This window comes from Pseudomonas sp. Z3-8 (genome assembly GCF_051131975.1).
Taxonomy (GTDB): domain Bacteria; phylum Pseudomonadota; class Gammaproteobacteria; order Pseudomonadales; family Pseudomonadaceae; genus Aquipseudomonas.
The window spans coordinates 917,100-932,413 of the sequence record NZ_CP071643.1 but is presented as its reverse complement, the minus strand read 5'-3'; the positions used below and the strand labels follow the sequence as shown (position 1 = coordinate 932,413).

The following is a 15,314-nucleotide window of genomic DNA, read 5'->3' as shown; positions in this document are numbered from 1 at the left end:
AAAGATGCCCGAAGCCTAGGTGGGTTGACGCAATGCGGCAACAGATTCGAAAAAAGCCGAATCAAAAAAAGCGACACGCGTGGATCCGGCTTCACTTGAACTGCAGCGACCGGACCTTTACAGCATCCTTGTCGGGCGTCCGGTCCTTGAGCCAGACAACCTTGGCCGGACGGGGCGCATCGAGACGCTTGTTTGCCTGGACACCACTGGAGGAGGCCTGGTGCCCGACTTGCTCAAGGTAAGCCTTGACGACTTCGAACTCTGCGGGGCTCAAGCCGCGTAGTTCCAGCTCTGCCGGGCGTTCATCACGCAAGCGACCGGCGGTTCTTGCCGCGTCCAGGGCCACCCCGAGACGATCGATCAGTTTTTCGTACAGCTCAGGTGTAGCGACTTTTCGTTGTGATTCAACCATCCCTCACCTCATTGAAGATAAGACTCACTCCCCATTGAGAAGCTTAGCTTCGCTGGGCAAACCGGCAGGACGCCGCGACCAACGGCCCTGAACGCCGGCCGTCGGCAATGGTCGGCAACGCCTGGACACGCAATCAAGGTTTCCCTCGGCAGAGCGCGGTCATGTATGCTACGGCGCTTCCTGTAACTCCACTTCCAGCCTGGCTGGGCATCGAAAACGCCGCATCCGGCGTCGTCTGCGTCCAGCATGGCAATGAAGAGGATTGGGCCACCCCATTCAGTACAAAAGTAGCCATGCACGAACACTACCAGCCCCGTGAAATCGAAGCCGCCGCCCAATCGTTCTGGGACGAGCAAAAGTCCTTTGAAGTCAGTGAACAGCCAGGCAAGGAGACGTACTACTGCCTGTCGATGTTCCCTTACCCCAGCGGCAAGCTGCACATGGGGCACGTGCGCAACTACACCATCGGCGACGTGATCTCCCGCTACCAACGCATGCAGGGCAAGAATGTCCTGCAACCGATGGGTTGGGACGCCTTCGGCATGCCGGCGGAAAACGCCGCGATGAAAAACAACGTGGCCCCTGCCAAGTGGACCTACGAAAACATCGCCTACATGAAGACCCAGCTGCGCAGCCTGGGCCTTGCGGTGGACTGGTCTCGCGAGGTCACCACCTGCAAGCCCGAGTACTACCGCTGGGAGCAGTGGCTGTTCACCCGCCTCTTCGAAAAAGGCGTGATCTACCGCAAGAACGGCACCGTGAACTGGGACCCGGTGGACCAGACCGTACTGGCCAACGAGCAGGTCATCGACGGTCGCGGCTGGCGCTCCGGCGCGCTGATCGAAAAGCGCGAGATCCCGATGTACTACTTCAAGATCACCGCCTACGCGGATGAACTCCTGGAGAGTCTCGACGAGCTGACCGGCTGGCCCGAGCAGGTCAAGACCATGCAGCGCAACTGGATCGGCAAGTCCCGGGGCATGGAAGTGCAGTTCCCGTACGACGTCGCCTCCATTGGCGAGGCCGGCACGCTGAAAGTCTTCACCACCCGTCCGGATACCCTGATGGGCGCCACCTACGTAGCCGTGGCCGCCGAACATCCGCTGGCGACCCTCGCAGCGCAGAACAACCCCGAGCTGCAGGCGTTCATCGCCGAATGCAAGGGCGGCAGCGTCGCCGAAGCCGATGTCGCCACCCAGGAAAAGAAAGGCCTGCCGACCTCGCTGTTCGTCGAACACCCGCTCACCGGCGAGAAACTGCCGGTGTGGGTCGCCAACTACGTGCTGATGCACTATGGCGACGGCGCCGTGATGGCCGTTCCGGCTCACGACGAACGCGACTTCGAGTTCGCCCACAAGTACAACCTGCCAGTCAAACCGGTCGTGCGCACCAGCGCCGGTGACCAGACCCCGGCGCCATGGCAGGATGCCTATGGCGAGCACGGTGAGCTGATCAATTCCGGCGAGTACAACGGCCTGGATTTCGCCGGCGCATTCGATGCCATCGAAGTCGCGCTGATCAAGAAAAACCTCGGCGCCTCGCGCACCCAGTTCCGCCTGCGTGACTGGGGCATCAGCCGCCAGCGCTACTGGGGCTGCCCGATTCCGATCGTGCATTGCGACGCCTGCGGCGATGTACCGGTACCGGAAGACCAGTTGCCAGTGGTCCTGCCGGAAGACGTCGTACCCGACGGCGCCGGCTCGCCTTTGGCACGCATGCCCGAGTTCTACGAATGCAGTTGCCCGAAATGCGGCGCACCGGCCAAGCGTGAAACCGACACCATGGACACCTTCGTCGAGTCCTCGTGGTATTACGCCCGCTACGCCTCGCCGCATTATGAAGGCGGCCTGGTGGAAAAATCCGCGGCCGACCACTGGTTGCCGGTGGACCAGTACATCGGCGGCATCGAACACGCCATCCTGCACCTGCTCTACGCGCGCTTCTTCCACAAGCTGATGCGCGACGAAGGCCTGGTGAGCTCCAACGAGCCGTTCAAGAACCTGCTGACCCAAGGCATGGTGATCGCCGAGACTTACTATCGTCGCGAAGCCAATGGTGCCTATACCTGGTTCAACCCGAGCGACGTCGAGCTCGAACGCGACAGCAAAGCCAAGGTCATCAGCGCCAAGCTGATCGCCGACGGCCTGCCGGTGGAAATCGGCGGTACCGAAAAAATGGCCAAGTCGAAGAACAACGGCGTCGACCCACAATCGATGATCGACCAGTTCGGCGCAGACACCTGCCGCCTGTTCATGATGTTCGCGTCGCCACCCGACATGAGCGCCGAATGGTCCGACTCCGGCGTCGAAGGCTCGCACCGCTTCCTCAAGCGCGTCTGGCGCCTGGCCCAGGCTCACGTCAACCAGGGTCTGCCGGGGAAACTGGACCTCGCCGGCCTGAACGACGAGCAGAAAACCATTCGTCGCTCGATTCACCTGGCGATCAAGCAGGCCAGCCATGACGTCGGCCAGAACCACAAATTCAACACGGCCATCGCCCAAGTAATGACGCTGATGAACGTGCTGGAAAAAGCCGCGCAAGACACCGAACAGGATCGCGCGCTGGTTCAGGAAGGCCTGGAAGCCGTGACGCTGCTGCTCGCGCCAATCACCCCGCACATCAGCCATGAACTGTGGAATCAATTGGGTCACGCCGACCCGGTGATCGACGCCGGTTGGCCGGTGGTGGACGAAACAGCGCTGGTACAAGACAGCCTGACCCTGGTCATCCAGGTCAACGGCAAGCTGCGCGGCCAGATCGACATGCCGGCCGCCGCCACTCGCGAAGAAGTCGAAGCCGCCGCACGCGCCAACGAAAACGTACTGCGCTTCGTCGATGGCCTGACGATCCGCAAAGTGATCGTCGTGCCCGGCAAACTGGTCAATATCGTCGCAAGCTAATTGGATCGGGCGTCCAGGCCATCGGCCGGACGCCGAATATGACCTGCGGGGCCGCACAGTCGGCCCCTGGGTTTCAAGGGGAGCAACAAGATGATCAAACGTAATCTGCTGGTTATGGGCCTGGCGGTCCTGTTGAGCGCCTGCGGCTTCCAGCTGCGCGGCACTGGCACCACCGAGCTGGCCATCAGGGAACTGGACCTCAGCGCGCGGGACGCTTATGGCGATACCGTGAAAATGCTGCGTCAGACCCTGGAAAACAGCGGTGTGAAAGTCTACAGCGGCGCACCGTACAAGCTGGTATTGGCAAGCGAACAGCAAAGCCAGCGCAGCCTCAGCTATGCCGGCGCCGGTCGTTCGGCCGAGTACGAGCTGACCAACGTGTTGAACTACGAAATCCGCGGCCAGAATGGTCTGTCGCTGCTGGATGACAAGCTGCAGGTGCAGAAGGTCTACCTGCACGACGGCAACAACATCACCGGTTCCGATCAGGAGTCCGTCGAAGTACGCGGCGAAATGCGCCGTGAACTGGTCCAGCGCATGATGCTGCGCCTGCAACAGCTGAGCCCGGCTCAACTGGACCAGTTGCAACAGACCGCCAATGCCCGTGCCAAGGCCGAAGCCGAAGCGCTGGAAGCGGCACGCAAGGCTGAGGCGGAAACCCCGCAACAGTCGCCGTTGCAGATCCCGGCTCAATAAGCCTTGCGGGGCGCTCCGGCGCCCCGCTCGCCTGCGCCTATGAAGCTCGCTCCCGCTCAACTCGGCAAACACCTGCAAGGCGCGCTCGCGCCCGTCTATATCATCAGCGGCGATGACCCGCTGCTGTGCCAGGAAGCCGCCGACGCCATCCGCTCTGCCGCCCGCCAGCAAGGTTTCGACGAACGCCAGGTGTTCGCCGCCGACGCCAGCTTCGATTGGGGTACGTTACTGCAGGCCGGGGCAAGCATGTCGCTGTTCGCCGAGAAACGCCTGCTGGAACTACGCTTGCCCTCCGGTAAACCCGGTGACAAGGGCGCCGCCGCGCTGATCGAATATTGCTCGCGGCCCGCCGAGGACACGGTATTGCTGATCAGCTTGCCGAAACTCGATGGCAGCGCGCAGAAAACCAAGTGGGGAAAGGCACTGGTCGAAGGCCAGCAGACTCAGTTCGTGCAAATCTGGCCGGTGGATGTCAGCCAGTTGCCCAGTTGGATCCGCCAGCGCCTGTCCCAGGCCGGCCTGTCGGCCAGCCAGGACGCGGTCGAGCTGATTGCTGCCCGGGTCGAAGGCAACCTGTTGGCCGCCGCCCAGGAAATCGAAAAGCTCAAGCTGATGGCCGAGGGTGGCCAGATTACGGTGGAAACGGTCCAGGCGGCCGTGGCCGACAGCGCACGCTTTGATGTCTTCGGGCTGACCGACGCGATCCTCAACGGTGAAGCCGCCCACGCCTTGCGCATGCTTGAAGGCCTGCGGGGCGAAGGCGTCGAACCGCCAGTGATTCTCTGGGCGCTGGCCCGGGAGTTGCGCCTGCTCGCGAACCTGTCGTTGCAATACAGTCAGGGCGTGCCGCTGGACAAAGCCTTCAGCCAGGCCCGGCCGCCGGTATGGGACAAACGCAAACCGTTGATGAGCAAGGCGCTGCAACGTTACTCGGCATCACGCTGGGCGCAATTGCTGCTCGAAGCCCAGCGCATCGACGCACAGATCAAGGGCCAGGCCGCAGGCTCGCCGTGGATGAGCCTGAGCCGGTTGTCGCTGTTGATGGCCGGCCAACGGCTGTCATTACCCGCTGAATAAACCGGTACCTGTGGCGAGGGAGCTTGCCCCCTCGCCACAAAAGCCGTTCACTCAGGTGACATATCGTGCACAGCACAGGGACTGGACAAAACCCCAGCCCTGACCCATCATCTGCCCCGCTAAACCCAACCTGTGAGAGATCCCGTCATGAGCAAAAAGCCATCCAGGCATGGCCCCAACAAGGCCAAGTCCATCGTCGCCCAGCCCCTGTTCCGCAGCCGCCAGGAACGACCCGCCAAGGGCAAAGGCAGCTACCGCCGCGAAGCCTTCCAGTCTGACAACTGGGAGGCTTCTTGCTTTCTGGCAGCTTGAAACACTCGAACAAGCTCTACAGCCCCTGCCCATGTTAAGGTCAGCACTTGATTCGTTTATCTGGACCCGTGCATGCCCCTTTGCCTTTCCCGTCGTTGGCCACTGCGCCAATTGATAGCTGCCGCAAGCGTTGCGTTATTGGTCGCCTGCGCTGAAAAACCCACCGCCGCCGACGCCCAACCGCTCAAGACCCTGCCTGCCGTGACCGCACCGGCCATCGTGCCGCCCGTAGTGCCGACCGGGGAGAACCTGGATATTGCGCCGACCCAGACCTTCGCCGAATGGCAAGCCGGGTTTCGCAAGGAAGCACTGGCCGCCGGGATCCGGGCCGACCTGTTCGACCGTGCCTTTATCGGCGTCAGCCCGGACATGAGCGTGATCAAGGCGGATCGCAGCCAACCTGAATTCAGCCGCCCTGTATGGGAATACCTCGATGGCGCCTTGTCACCTTTGCGGGTGCGCAAAGGCCAGGCCTTGCTCCAGCAGCACGCCGACATCCTGCAAAGCATCGAACAGCGCTACGGCGTTGATCGCCAGGCGCTGGTAGCGGTGTGGGGTATGGAGAGCAATTTCGGCCAGTTCCAGGGGACCAAGTCAGTGATCAATTCCCTGGCCACCCTCGCCTACGAAGGACGGCGCCCGGGCTTTGCCCACGCACAACTGATTGCCGCGCTGCAAATTCTGCAACAGGGCGATATCACCCCGGAAAAAATGCTCGGCTCCTGGGCCGGCGCCATGGGCCAGACCCAGTTCATTCCCACCACCTACAACACCCATGCGGTGGATTTCGATGGCGATGGGCGTCGTGATATCTGGGGCAGCGCCACCGACGCCCTGGCCTCGACCGCGCATTACCTGCAGAGCTCCGGCTGGCAGCGCGGCCAACCGTGGGGGTTCGAGGTGTCGCTCGGTGAAGGCTTCGACTACACCCTGGCCGACGGCACGATTCGCAAGCCCGTCTCCGAATGGGAGCGCCTGGGCGTTTCCGAATATGGCGGCTTGCCGATTGCCCCGGATGAGAAACAGCTCTCGGCTTCCCTTCTCCTGCCGGCAGGCCATCGCGGCCCGGCATTCCTGATATTCGATAACTTCCGAGCCATCCTCAAGTACAACAACTCATCGTCCTACGCCTTGGCGGTTGGGCTGTTGTCGCAGCGCTTCGCTGGCGCAGGCCTGGTCTACGGCCAGTGGCCAAAGGAGGACCTGCCGCTGAGCCGCAGCGAACGTATCGAACTGCAGACCCTGCTGGGCAAGCACAACTACGATGCGGGCACGCCTGATGGCATTATCGGCGCCAACACCCGCAAGGCGATCCGCGGTGCCCAGCAGTCGTTTGGCTGGCCGGCGGATGGGTATCCGACACACAAGTTGCTGGAGGCGTTGCGTAGTCGCTGAATTGCCGTATGGCGGCTGACGCTTTCGCGAGCAGGCTCGCTCCCACAGGTGCTCATGTATTCCCTGTGGGAGCGAGCCTGCTCGCGAAGACTGGCTATCAGGCAACAGAAAATTAGCGGCTGACTACCACATCCTGCTCCAGCACCAACCTCTTCTCCCCCGCATCCAGCGTCACCAGCGCGCCCATCGGCAACGTCAGGTTCGGATCGCAATGCCCGCTGCGCCAGCCGGACAACAACGGAATACGCAGTGGTTCGAAGGTCTGCTTGAACAAGCGGTTCAGCGCATCGCCATCCACACCGGCGACATCCCCCAATAGCACGCCTCGCAGCTTCGCAAGGGTGCCTGCCAGCCGCAATTGGGTCAGCAGACGGTCGATGCGATAGAGCGGCTCATTGACGTCCTCGACCAGCAGGATTACACCTTCGGCATCAATTTCGTAGGGCGTGCCCATGGTTGCGGCGATCATCGACAGATTGCCGCCCAGCAGGCGCCCTCGGGCAACGCCGGGTTCCACGGTGGTCAATGGATAGGCTGCGGGATGGCTCAGTACGTCGCCCGCTTTCAATTGGCCGCGCAGCAGGCTGAAAAAGGACGTGACGGTTGGGGGCTCCTTGTCGCTCAGCAGGTCGGCGTTGAGCAAAGGTCCGTGAAAGGTCACGAAGCCGGCGTAACGGCTGATTGCCAAGTGCAGTGCGGTGATGTCGCTGTAGCCGACGAAGGGCTTGGGGTTGCGTTTTATGAGGTCGAAGTCGATGCGATCGAGCAGGCGTGGGGTGCCGTAGCCTCCGCGCAGGCAGATGATCGCGTTTACCTCTGGGTCGGTGAAGGCGGCGTGCAGGTCGTTCAGTCGTGTATCGTCGCTGCCGGCCAGGTAGCCGTCTTTTTCGTAGACGCCGGGGAAGATTCGCAGATCATGGCCTCTGGCGCGCATCCATTGGATGGCTTTTTCCGTGTCCAATGGGGCCGGGCCGGCGGGGGCGATCACGGCGACCAGGCCTTCGGGCGGGAGGGCTGGGACGGGGTGATGGGGGGTTAGGGTCTGGACCATGGAGCTCCCGGCTTTGAGACTTAGATATGTGTGTATATCCGTTGCTGCGGTAACGGCTGCTTATGGTTCCGCTCTTACAGCGGCTCACTTTTGGAGAAGCGCCAAAAGTAAGCAAAAACGCTTTGCCCCACCACTCGGCACCTCGCCCAGGCTCGGTGTGCCCTCACTCCGGCATTGCTCCGTGGGCCCGCCGCGAAGGGCCATCCATGGCCCAGCGCGGCTATCCCGGCATCCATGCCGGGATGCCCACTGCGCAATGCCTGCGTTCGGCCAGCGTGGTTTAACGGGGCGCTCAGATCAAGATCAAGATCAAGAGCAGAAGCAAAAGCAAAAGCAAAAGCAAAAGCAAAAGCAAAAAGCAAAAAGCAAAAAGCAAAAAGCAAAAAGCGGTTGGGGCTGGTATTTATGGGGCTGAACCACCGCTTTCGCGAGCAAGCTCGCTCCCACATTGGATTTTCAATACACCGCAAAACCCTGTGGGAGCGAGCCTGCTCGCGAAGAGGCCAGTACACCCAACATCACCGTAAAACTGACACACCGCCTTCGCGAGCAGGCTCGCTCCCACAGGAGAAACGCGATGCATCAGAAACCAGCTCGGCCCCAAAGGCCGCCTCGCTTGGCTTTGGCTTTGGCTTTGGCTTCGGCTTCGGCTTTTGATCTGAACCGCCCCGTTAACCACGATGGCTGAATGAAGGCATTGCGCAGTGGGTAACCCGGCATGGATGCCGGGTTAGCCGCGCTGGGCCATGGATGGCCCTTCGCGGCGGCCCACGGAGCGATGCCTTCGTTCAGGCATGCCGAGCCTTGGCGAGGCACCGAGTGGTGGGGCGAAGCCTTTTTGGTTACTTTTTTGGCGTCTGAAAAAAGTGACCCGCCGTAAGGGCGGAACCATAAGTAGCCGTTACCGCAGGAACGGATATACACCCCACTCCGAAAACCAAAGCAAAAAAATCAGGACCCGAGCAACTCAGCCTTGACCAACTTAGCCTGCTCATCCGCATGATACGAAGACCGCACCAACGGCCCCGAAGCAACGTTCTTGAAGCCCATCTTGTACCCCTCTTCCGCAAACCAGGCAAAGGTATCCGGATGCACAAAGCGCTGCACCGGCAAATGGCTACGGGAAGGCTGCAAATATTGGCCCAAGGTCAGCATGTCGATGTCGTGCTCACGCATGCGCTTCATGACCTCGATGACCTCCTCATCAGTCTCACCCAGGCCCAGCATCAAGCCAGACTTGGTCGGAATATGCGGCATCATCTGCTTGAAACGCTGCAGCAGGGTCAGCGACCACTGGTAGTCCGAACCCGGGCGCGCAGCCTTGTACAGGCGTGGCACGGTTTCCAGGTTGTGGTTGAACACATCCGGCGGCTCGGCGGCGGTGATTTCCAGGGCAATGTCCATGCGGCCGCGATAGTCCGGCACCAGGGTTTCCAGTTGCACGTTCGGCGACAGCTTGCGAATCTCGCGGATGCAGTCGGCGAAGTGCTGGGCACCGCCGTCACGCAGGTCGTCACGGTCCACCGAGGTGATGACCACGTATTTCAGCTTCAGGTCGGCGATGGCGATGGCCAGGCTTTCCGGCTCGTTGGTGTCCAATGGCTTCGGACGGCCATGGCCGACGTCGCAGAACGGGCAACGACGGGTGCAGATGTCGCCCATGATCATGAACGTCGCGGTGCCGCCGGAGAAGCACTCGCCCAGGTTCGGGCAGGAGGCTTCTTCGCAGACGCTGTGCAGCTTGTGCTTGCGCAGCAGGGCCTTGATCCGGTCGACTTCCGGAGAGACCGGGATGCGCACGCGGATCCAGTCGGGTTTCTTCGGCAGTTCGGTGGTCGGGATGATCTTGACCGGAATGCGTGCAACCTTCTCGGCGCCGCGCAGCTTGACGCCGGCCTCTACCTTGGCACGCGGGGCCGGACGTTCGGTGACGTCCAGCGTCGGGATCATGGTTTGCACTGCATCAGTAGTCATATCAGTCGATTCCGCCCGTGAGGGTCGTCTGCTCAGCATAGTCGAGGTGTTTGACGAGCTGCGCGCGCAGCCGGGCACTTACCTCGGCAAATTCAATCGATCCTGTGTGATCGCGCAGCTGGGTCATTGCCAGCCCTGCATAGCCACAGGGATTAATCCGTCTAAACGGTTCAAGATTCATGTCCACGTTCAGCGCCAGGCCATGGAACGAACAGCCATGGCGGATGCGCAAGCCGAGCGAGGCGATCTTCGCCCCGTCGACGTAGACGCCCGGTGCATCCGGCTTGGCCGCCGCGGTCACACCGTAGCTGGCGAGCAGCTCGATCAGGCATGTTTCCATGCGAGTGACCAGCTCGCGCACGCCGAACCCCAGCTTGCGCACATCCAGCAACAGGTAGGCAACCAGTTGGCCGGGGCCATGGTAAGTCACCTGCCCGCCCCGGTCGACCTTCACCACCGGGATATCGCCCGGTAGCAGCAAGTGCTCGGCCTTGCCGGCCTGGCCCTGGGTGAACACCGGCGGGTGTTCCACCAGCCAGACTTCGTCGTCGGCGCTGGTGCCACGTTCGTTCGTGAAGCGCTGCATGGCATGCCAGACCGGCTCGTAAGCCATGCTGCCCAGCTCGCGAAAGCCCAGCGTGCCCGGCATCACAACACCATATGCACGAAACCGGTCGCTCGCAGCTCGCTGTTGATGTCGTAGAGCTGTTCCTGGCCGGTGGCAATGATGTGCAACTGGATGGTCGTGTATTTGCCGTTGGTACTCTGGCGCTCGGCCAGGGTCTTGTGATCAACGGTGGCGTGTTTTTCAAGGATCGCGATGATCTTGTCCTTGAAGCCCACACCGGTATCGCCGATTACCTTGATCGGATAATCCGCGCAGGGAAATTCGATCTTTGGCGCTTTTACTTCGGAGTCTGTCATGGCGTAACGGCCTCGCAAGCCGTGATAACGAACATGGCCCCGCACCGGAAAGGAACGGGGCCATGCAGGTCAACACTCGAAATCAGTTGAACAAGCCGTAGAAGAATAGACGGATGCTATCCCACATGCGGCGGAAAATACCACCTTCCTCGACCGCGTCCAGCGCGATCAGGTCGGCGCTGTGCACCACCTTGTCGTCCAGTTTGACTTCGACCTTGCCGATCACGTCACCCTTGGCGATAGGCGCGGTCAGCTGAGGGTTCATGGTCATGCTGGCGGCAAGCTTCTTGAGCTGGCCTTTAGGCAAGGTCATGGTCAGGTCCTGCGCCAGGCCGGCTTTCACCTGGTTGCTGGTGCCTTTCCACACCTGGGCCTGGGCCAGTTCGGTGCCCTTCTGGTAGAAGGTCTGGGTTTCGAAGAAACGGAAACCGTAGGTCAAAAGCTTCTGGGTCTCGGCGGCGCGGGCCACTTCGCTGTTGGTGCCGAACACCACGGCGATCAGGCGCATGCCGTCACGAACCGCCGAAGACACCATGCAGTAGCCAGCCTCCTCGGTGTGGCCGGTCTTCAGGCCATCGACGGTCTTGTCGCGCCATAGCAACAGGTTGCGGTTAGGCTGCTTGATGCCGTTCCAGAAGAATTCCTTCTGGGAGTAGATGGCGTAATGCGCAGGGTCTTCGTGGATGATTGCCCGGGCCAGGATCGCCATGTCGTGAGCCGAGGAATAATGCTCGGGGTTCGGCAGGCCGGTCGGGTTCATGAAGTGGCTGTTGGTCATGCCCAGGTCGGCGACCGTCTTGTTCATCATGTCGGCGAACGCGTCTTCGCTGCCGGCGATGTGCTCGGCGAGGGCGACGCTGGCGTCGTTGCCGGACTGGATGATGATGCCGTGCAGCAGGTCGCTGACGGTCACTTGCGAACCGACCTTGATGAACATCCGCGAACCGCCGGTGCGCCAGGCGTTTTCGCTGACGGTCACCGGATCGTTTTCACCGATCTGGCCGCGACGGATCTCCAGCGTGGCGATGTACGCAGTCATCAGCTTGGTCAGGCTGGCCGGTGGCAGGCGCTGGTCACCATTGTTCTCTACCAGCACATTGCCGCTGCTGGCATCCATGAGGACATAGGCTTTGGCCGCCAGTTGCGGAGGCGAAGGCATCATCTCGACCGCGAACGCGGCCGGAGAGAGAAGCAGCGGGACTAGCAGGCAAAGGCGTTTGGCAAAGGTGGTGATGTTCATCCGTCTCTCGAAATCGCTAATGGGACTGCCCGAAGGCAAAAACTGAACTGGCAATTCTACAAGGATCTGCCGCGTATTTAAGTTGCTCACTCACAACCCCTGCCGGGCTTTTGTTATTCGTGGGCCAACAACCTGACCCGCCCAAACCACGAGCGGGCCCTCAATCAATCATTCGGACGTGACCAGGCTCGGCGAACCGAGATTGGCCAGGCGCACGCTATTCTGTACCTGCTGGACCTCACCCGGAGAACCGATCGGCCCCAGGCGCACCCGATGCAGGGTCTGCTGGTTGCGCACGATCGAGCTGATGAACACCGGCGCGCTGACCATCGAGCTCAGCTTCGACCTCAACAGTTCTGCAGCGTCCGGGTTGGCGAATGCGCCCACTTGCAGATACTGGCCAGACGCTGTTGCAGAAGCGTTTTTTTTTTGCATCGATCTGCACCGGCACCACGGCCGCGGCGTGTTGCTGCGGCGGCGGGGTCCATTGCTCGACCGTGCCGGTGGAGGCCGTCACGGTCGGCGCGGCATTTTGCGCCACTTTCGGCTCGTTGAGCATCAAAGGCGCCGGACGGCCACGCTGGGCCCACCATTCCTGCGGATCGATGCCTTCGACCTTGACCCGGGCGGTGCCGGTTTCAGCGTAACCGAGCTTCTTCGCCGCCGCGTACGACAAATCGATGATGCGATCGGAATAAAACGGCCCACGGTCGTTGACCCGCAGGATCACCGTCTTGTTGTTGTCCAGGTTGGTTACCCGTACATAACTGGGCAGCGGCAAGGTTTTATGGGCCGCGCTCATGCCGTACAGGTCGTACACCTCGCCATTGGCAGTGTTCTGGCCGTGGAACTTGGTGCCGTACCAGGACGCCGTGCCCGAAGCGACGTAGCGCTTGGATTCGGCGATCGGAAAATAGGTCTTGCCCAGCACCGTATATGGGTTGGCCTTGTAGGGGCCGGTGTGCAGGGTCGGTGTCGCGTCGGGAATGCGCGAGACATCGACATCCCACCACGGCGCGCCATCCTTGTGGGCCCGGTTGATGTCCAGGCCCGGTGTGGCCCGCACGACGTTGGGACTTTTCTGGGTCGGTGCGCGACTGGTCGAACAGCTCACGACCAGCAAAGACAGCGCCGCCAATGCCACCAGCTTGAGGGGCCTGGCTTTCAGGGGTTTATAGGTAGGCATTGCCCGCATTATTTGACGCCCCGTGCTTTGACCAGCTCTTCAGACAGTTGATATACGGCCATGGCGTACATCACGCTGCGGTTATAACGCGTAATCGCGTAGAAATTCTTCAGGCCCATCCAGTATTCGGGGCCCTGCTCGCCTTCCAGGCGCATCGCGGTGACCGGCATGTCGTCACGCAGCGCATCATGACTCGACCAGCCCAGCGCTCGCAACTCCCCGACGGTTTTTGTCGGCTCGATGCCCGTGGTCAGGCCCTGATCCACCTGGTCGCCACGCACGTCCGCAAGGCTGACCACAGGCTCGCCGGCCTCCCAGCCATGCCGTTTGAAATAACTGGCAACACTGCCGATGGCATCGGTCGGGTTGGTCCAGATATTGATGTGGCCGTCGCCGTCGAAGTCCACCGCATAGGCGCGGAAACTGCTGGGCATAAATTGTGGCAAGCCCATGGCCCCGGCGTAGGAGCCCTTGAGGGTCAGCGGATCGACCTGCTCTTCACGGGCCAGCAGGAGGAATTCGCGTAGCTCCTTGCGGAAGAACTCGGCGCGCGGCGGGTAATCGAAGCCCAGGGTCGACAAGGCGTCGATCACTCGGAAATTCCCGGTGTTGCGGCCGAAGAAGGTCTCGACGCCGATGATCGATACGATCACCTGGGCCGGTACGCCATATTCCTGCTCGGCGCGGGCCAGGGCGGCTTCGTGCTGGCGCCAGAAGTCCACACCCCGGGCGATACGCGCCTCGGTGATGAACATCGGCCGGTACTCGCTCCACTGCTTGACCCGCTCGGCGGGCCGGGAAATCGCGTCGAGGATCGACTGCTTGCGCTCGGCCTCGCGAAACACGCCCATCAGCTGTTCGCCGGCAAAACCGTAGTCGCGAGTCATCTCACCGACGAATTCGGCCACCTGCGGCGAGCCTTCGTATTCACCGGCCAGGGCCTGCGGCGCACAGCCCAGGAAGCCGACCAGGCCGACCCACGGCGCATATCGCGTCGACCAGCCACGCATTGCTTGCATTGAACTCTTCACCTTATTCAAACCTGCGCGATCCACTTGCGATGCGTATGGATCGACATCAAAACCCCAAACGCTGACAGTAGCGTCACCAGCGAAGTTCCTCCGTAGCTAATGAACGGCAACGGCACCCCCACCACCGGCAGCAGGCCACTGACCATACCGATGTTGACGAAAACATAAACAAAAAACGTCATGGTCAGGCTGCCCGCCAACAACTTGCCGAACAGCGTCTGGGCCTGGGCGGTAATCACCAGCCCGCGCCCGATCAACAGCAGATAGATCAGCAACAGCACGCAAATGCCCACCAGGCCGAACTCCTCGCCCATCACGGCGATGATGAAGTCGGTGTGGCTTTCCGGTAAAAAATCCAGGTGCGACTGGGTGCCCATCAGCCAGCCCTTGCCGAATACCCCGCCGGAACCGATGGCGGCCTTGGACTGGATAATGTTCCAGCCGGTGCCCAGCGGATCGCTTTCCGGGTCGAGGAAGGTCAGTACCCGCTGCTTCTGGTAGTCGTGCATCACGAAATACCACATGGCCACCGACACCGGCACGGCTGCAGCGATCACGCTGAGGATCCAGCGCCAGCGCAACCCGCCCATGAACAGCACGAACGCACCCCCGGCGAGGATCAGCAGCGAGGTGCCGAGGTCCGGCTGGCGGACGATGAGAATGAACGGAATGCCGATCAGCAACAGACTGATACACACATGCTTGAGCTGCGGCGGCAAGGACCGCTTGGACAGGTACCAGGCAATGGTCGCCGGCATGATGATCTTGAGAAATTCCGAAGGCTGGAAGCGGATCACCCCGGGGATGTTGATCCAGCGGGTGGCACCCATGGCGTTGTGGCCCATGATGTCGACCACTACCAGCAAACCCACGCCGACCACGTAGGCCAGCGGCACCCAACGCGCCATGAACCGTGGTTCGAGCTGGGCAATGACGATCATTGAAACCAGGCCGATGCCGAACGAGGTGGCCTGCTTGGCCAGCAGGTCCCAGCTCTTGCCACTGGCCGAATACAGCACGAACAGGCTGCCGGCGGCCAGCGTCAACAACAGGATCAGCAATGGACCGTCGATGTGCATGCGCTGCAGCAAGGTGGCGCGACGGCGCATCACATCT

The 15,314-nt window shown here is 61.4% G+C and carries 14 protein-coding genes and 1 pseudogene; 6 read left to right on the top strand and 9 right to left on the bottom strand.

The features are described from left to right. Positions 1-91: 91 nt before the first annotated feature. Positions 92-412, bottom strand: coding sequence for a hypothetical protein (locus J3P94_RS04365; protein WP_434571622.1), 321 nt, complete (start codon positions 410-412; stop codon positions 92-94). A gap of 293 nt (positions 413-705) precedes the next feature. Between J3P94_RS04365 and leuS the strand changes: the two genes are divergently transcribed. The 5 genes from leuS (at position 706) to J3P94_RS04340 (ending at position 6,792) form a co-directional block, all read left to right on the top strand. After that, a complete protein-coding gene (leuS, locus tag J3P94_RS04360; RefSeq protein WP_434571621.1) occupies positions 706-3,312 on the top strand; it encodes a leucine--tRNA ligase in 2,607 nt (868 codons plus the stop codon). A 90-nt stretch (positions 3,313-3,402) separates the two neighbouring features. Continuing rightward, on the top strand, positions 3,403-4,008 hold the full coding sequence (gene lptE, locus J3P94_RS04355; RefSeq protein WP_434571619.1) for an LPS assembly lipoprotein LptE: 606 nt from the start codon (positions 3,403-3,405) through the stop codon (positions 4,006-4,008). Positions 4,009-4,047: 39 nt separating this feature from the next. Further along, positions 4,048-5,085: a DNA polymerase III subunit delta gene (gene holA, locus J3P94_RS04350; RefSeq protein ID WP_434571617.1), complete on the top strand. Its 1,038-nt coding sequence runs from the start codon at positions 4,048-4,050 to the stop codon at positions 5,083-5,085. Positions 5,086-5,232: 147 nt separating this feature from the next. After that, positions 5,233-5,397: an alternative ribosome rescue factor ArfA gene (gene arfA / locus J3P94_RS04345; protein ID WP_030140368.1), complete on the top strand. Its 165-nt coding sequence runs from the start codon at positions 5,233-5,235 to the stop codon at positions 5,395-5,397. Positions 5,398-5,469: 72 nt separating this feature from the next. Next, on the top strand, positions 5,470-6,792 hold the full coding sequence (locus J3P94_RS04340) for a lytic murein transglycosylase (protein ID WP_434571615.1): 1,323 nt from the start codon (positions 5,470-5,472) through the stop codon (positions 6,790-6,792). A 112-nt stretch (positions 6,793-6,904) separates the two neighbouring features. Here J3P94_RS04340 and J3P94_RS04335 read toward each other — a convergent pair whose 3' ends face one another. Next, positions 6,905-7,843 (bottom strand): S66 peptidase family protein, encoded by a 939-nt coding sequence (locus tag J3P94_RS04335; protein WP_434571613.1) that lies wholly within the window; start codon positions 7,841-7,843, stop codon positions 6,905-6,907. Positions 7,844-8,099: 256 nt separating this feature from the next. Here J3P94_RS04335 and J3P94_RS04330 point away from each other — a divergent pair, with 256 nt between their 5' ends. After that, a complete protein-coding gene (locus J3P94_RS04330; RefSeq protein WP_434571611.1) occupies positions 8,100-8,258 on the top strand; it encodes a hypothetical protein in 159 nt (52 codons plus the stop codon). 536 nt (positions 8,259-8,794) lie between these two features. Here J3P94_RS04330 and lipA read toward each other — a convergent pair. From lipA to rodA, 7 genes and pseudogenes are all read right to left on the bottom strand, one after another. After that, positions 8,795-9,817, bottom strand: a complete 1,023-nt coding sequence (gene lipA / locus J3P94_RS04325) for a lipoyl synthase (RefSeq protein ID WP_014340371.1) — start codon at positions 9,815-9,817, stop codon at positions 8,795-8,797. Between the two features lies 1 nt (position 9,818). Next, positions 9,819-10,466, bottom strand: a complete 648-nt coding sequence (gene lipB / locus J3P94_RS04320) for a lipoyl(octanoyl) transferase LipB (protein ID WP_305498585.1) — start codon at positions 10,464-10,466, stop codon at positions 9,819-9,821. Further along, positions 10,466-10,741, bottom strand: a complete 276-nt coding sequence (locus J3P94_RS04315; RefSeq protein WP_053125656.1) for a DUF493 domain-containing protein — start codon at positions 10,739-10,741, stop codon at positions 10,466-10,468. The genes lipB and J3P94_RS04315 overlap by 1 nt, the downstream gene beginning before the upstream one ends. An 82-nt stretch (positions 10,742-10,823) precedes the next feature. Next, the gene (locus J3P94_RS04310) at positions 10,824-11,981 is read right to left on the bottom strand and encodes a D-alanyl-D-alanine carboxypeptidase family protein (protein WP_434571608.1); all 1,158 of its coding nucleotides are present in this window, start codon (positions 11,979-11,981) and stop codon (positions 10,824-10,826) included. A gap of 168 nt (positions 11,982-12,149) precedes the next feature. After that, a pseudogene (locus J3P94_RS04305) lies at positions 12,150-13,176 on the bottom strand (septal ring lytic transglycosylase RlpA family protein). Continuing rightward, positions 13,176-14,186 (bottom strand): lytic murein transglycosylase B, encoded by a 1,011-nt coding sequence (gene mltB, locus J3P94_RS04300; protein ID WP_305498581.1) that lies wholly within the window; start codon positions 14,184-14,186, stop codon positions 13,176-13,178. The pseudogene J3P94_RS04305 and the gene mltB overlap by 1 nt, the downstream one beginning before the upstream one ends. 17 nt (positions 14,187-14,203) lie before the next feature. Then, complete coding sequence (gene rodA / locus J3P94_RS04295) at positions 14,204-15,307, bottom strand: rod shape-determining protein RodA (protein ID WP_305501174.1); 1,104 nt, start codon at positions 15,305-15,307, stop codon at positions 14,204-14,206. Positions 15,308-15,314 lie beyond the last annotated feature (7 nt).

Excerpts from the sequence above, each read along its gene's own strand:
- J3P94_RS04340 (WP_434571615.1), top strand. The coding sequence starts at position 5,470 with ATGCCCCTTTGCCTTTCCCGTCGTTGGCCACTGCGCCAATTGATAGCT.
- J3P94_RS04315 (WP_053125656.1), bottom strand. The coding sequence starts at position 10,741 with ATGACAGACTCCGAAGTAAAAGCGCCAAAGATCGAATTTCCCTGCGCG.
- holA (WP_434571617.1), top strand. The coding sequence starts at position 4,048 with ATGAAGCTCGCTCCCGCTCAACTCGGCAAACACCTGCAAGGCGCGCTC.
- J3P94_RS04330 (WP_434571611.1), top strand. The coding sequence starts at position 8,100 with ATGCCTGCGTTCGGCCAGCGTGGTTTAACGGGGCGCTCAGATCAAGAT.
- J3P94_RS04310 (WP_434571608.1), bottom strand. The coding sequence starts at position 11,981 with ATGAACATCACCACCTTTGCCAAACGCCTTTGCCTGCTAGTCCCGCTG.
- mltB (WP_305498581.1), bottom strand. The coding sequence starts at position 14,186 with ATGCAAGCAATGCGTGGCTGGTCGACGCGATATGCGCCGTGGGTCGGC.
- lptE (WP_434571619.1), top strand. The coding sequence starts at position 3,403 with ATGATCAAACGTAATCTGCTGGTTATGGGCCTGGCGGTCCTGTTGAGC.
- lipB (WP_305498585.1), bottom strand. The coding sequence starts at position 10,466 with ATGCCGGGCACGCTGGGCTTTCGCGAGCTGGGCAGCATGGCTTACGAG.
- leuS (WP_434571621.1), top strand. The coding sequence starts at position 706 with ATGCACGAACACTACCAGCCCCGTGAAATCGAAGCCGCCGCCCAATCG.
- arfA (WP_030140368.1), top strand. The coding sequence starts at position 5,233 with ATGAGCAAAAAGCCATCCAGGCATGGCCCCAACAAGGCCAAGTCCATC.
- lipA (WP_014340371.1), bottom strand. The coding sequence starts at position 9,817 with ATGACTACTGATGCAGTGCAAACCATGATCCCGACGCTGGACGTCACC.
- rodA (WP_305501174.1), bottom strand. The coding sequence starts at position 15,307 with ATGCGCCGTCGCGCCACCTTGCTGCAGCGCATGCACATCGACGGTCCA.
- J3P94_RS04365 (WP_434571622.1), bottom strand. The coding sequence starts at position 412 with ATGGTTGAATCACAACGAAAAGTCGCTACACCTGAGCTGTACGAAAAA.
- J3P94_RS04335 (WP_434571613.1), bottom strand. The coding sequence starts at position 7,843 with ATGGTCCAGACCCTAACCCCCCATCACCCCGTCCCAGCCCTCCCGCCC.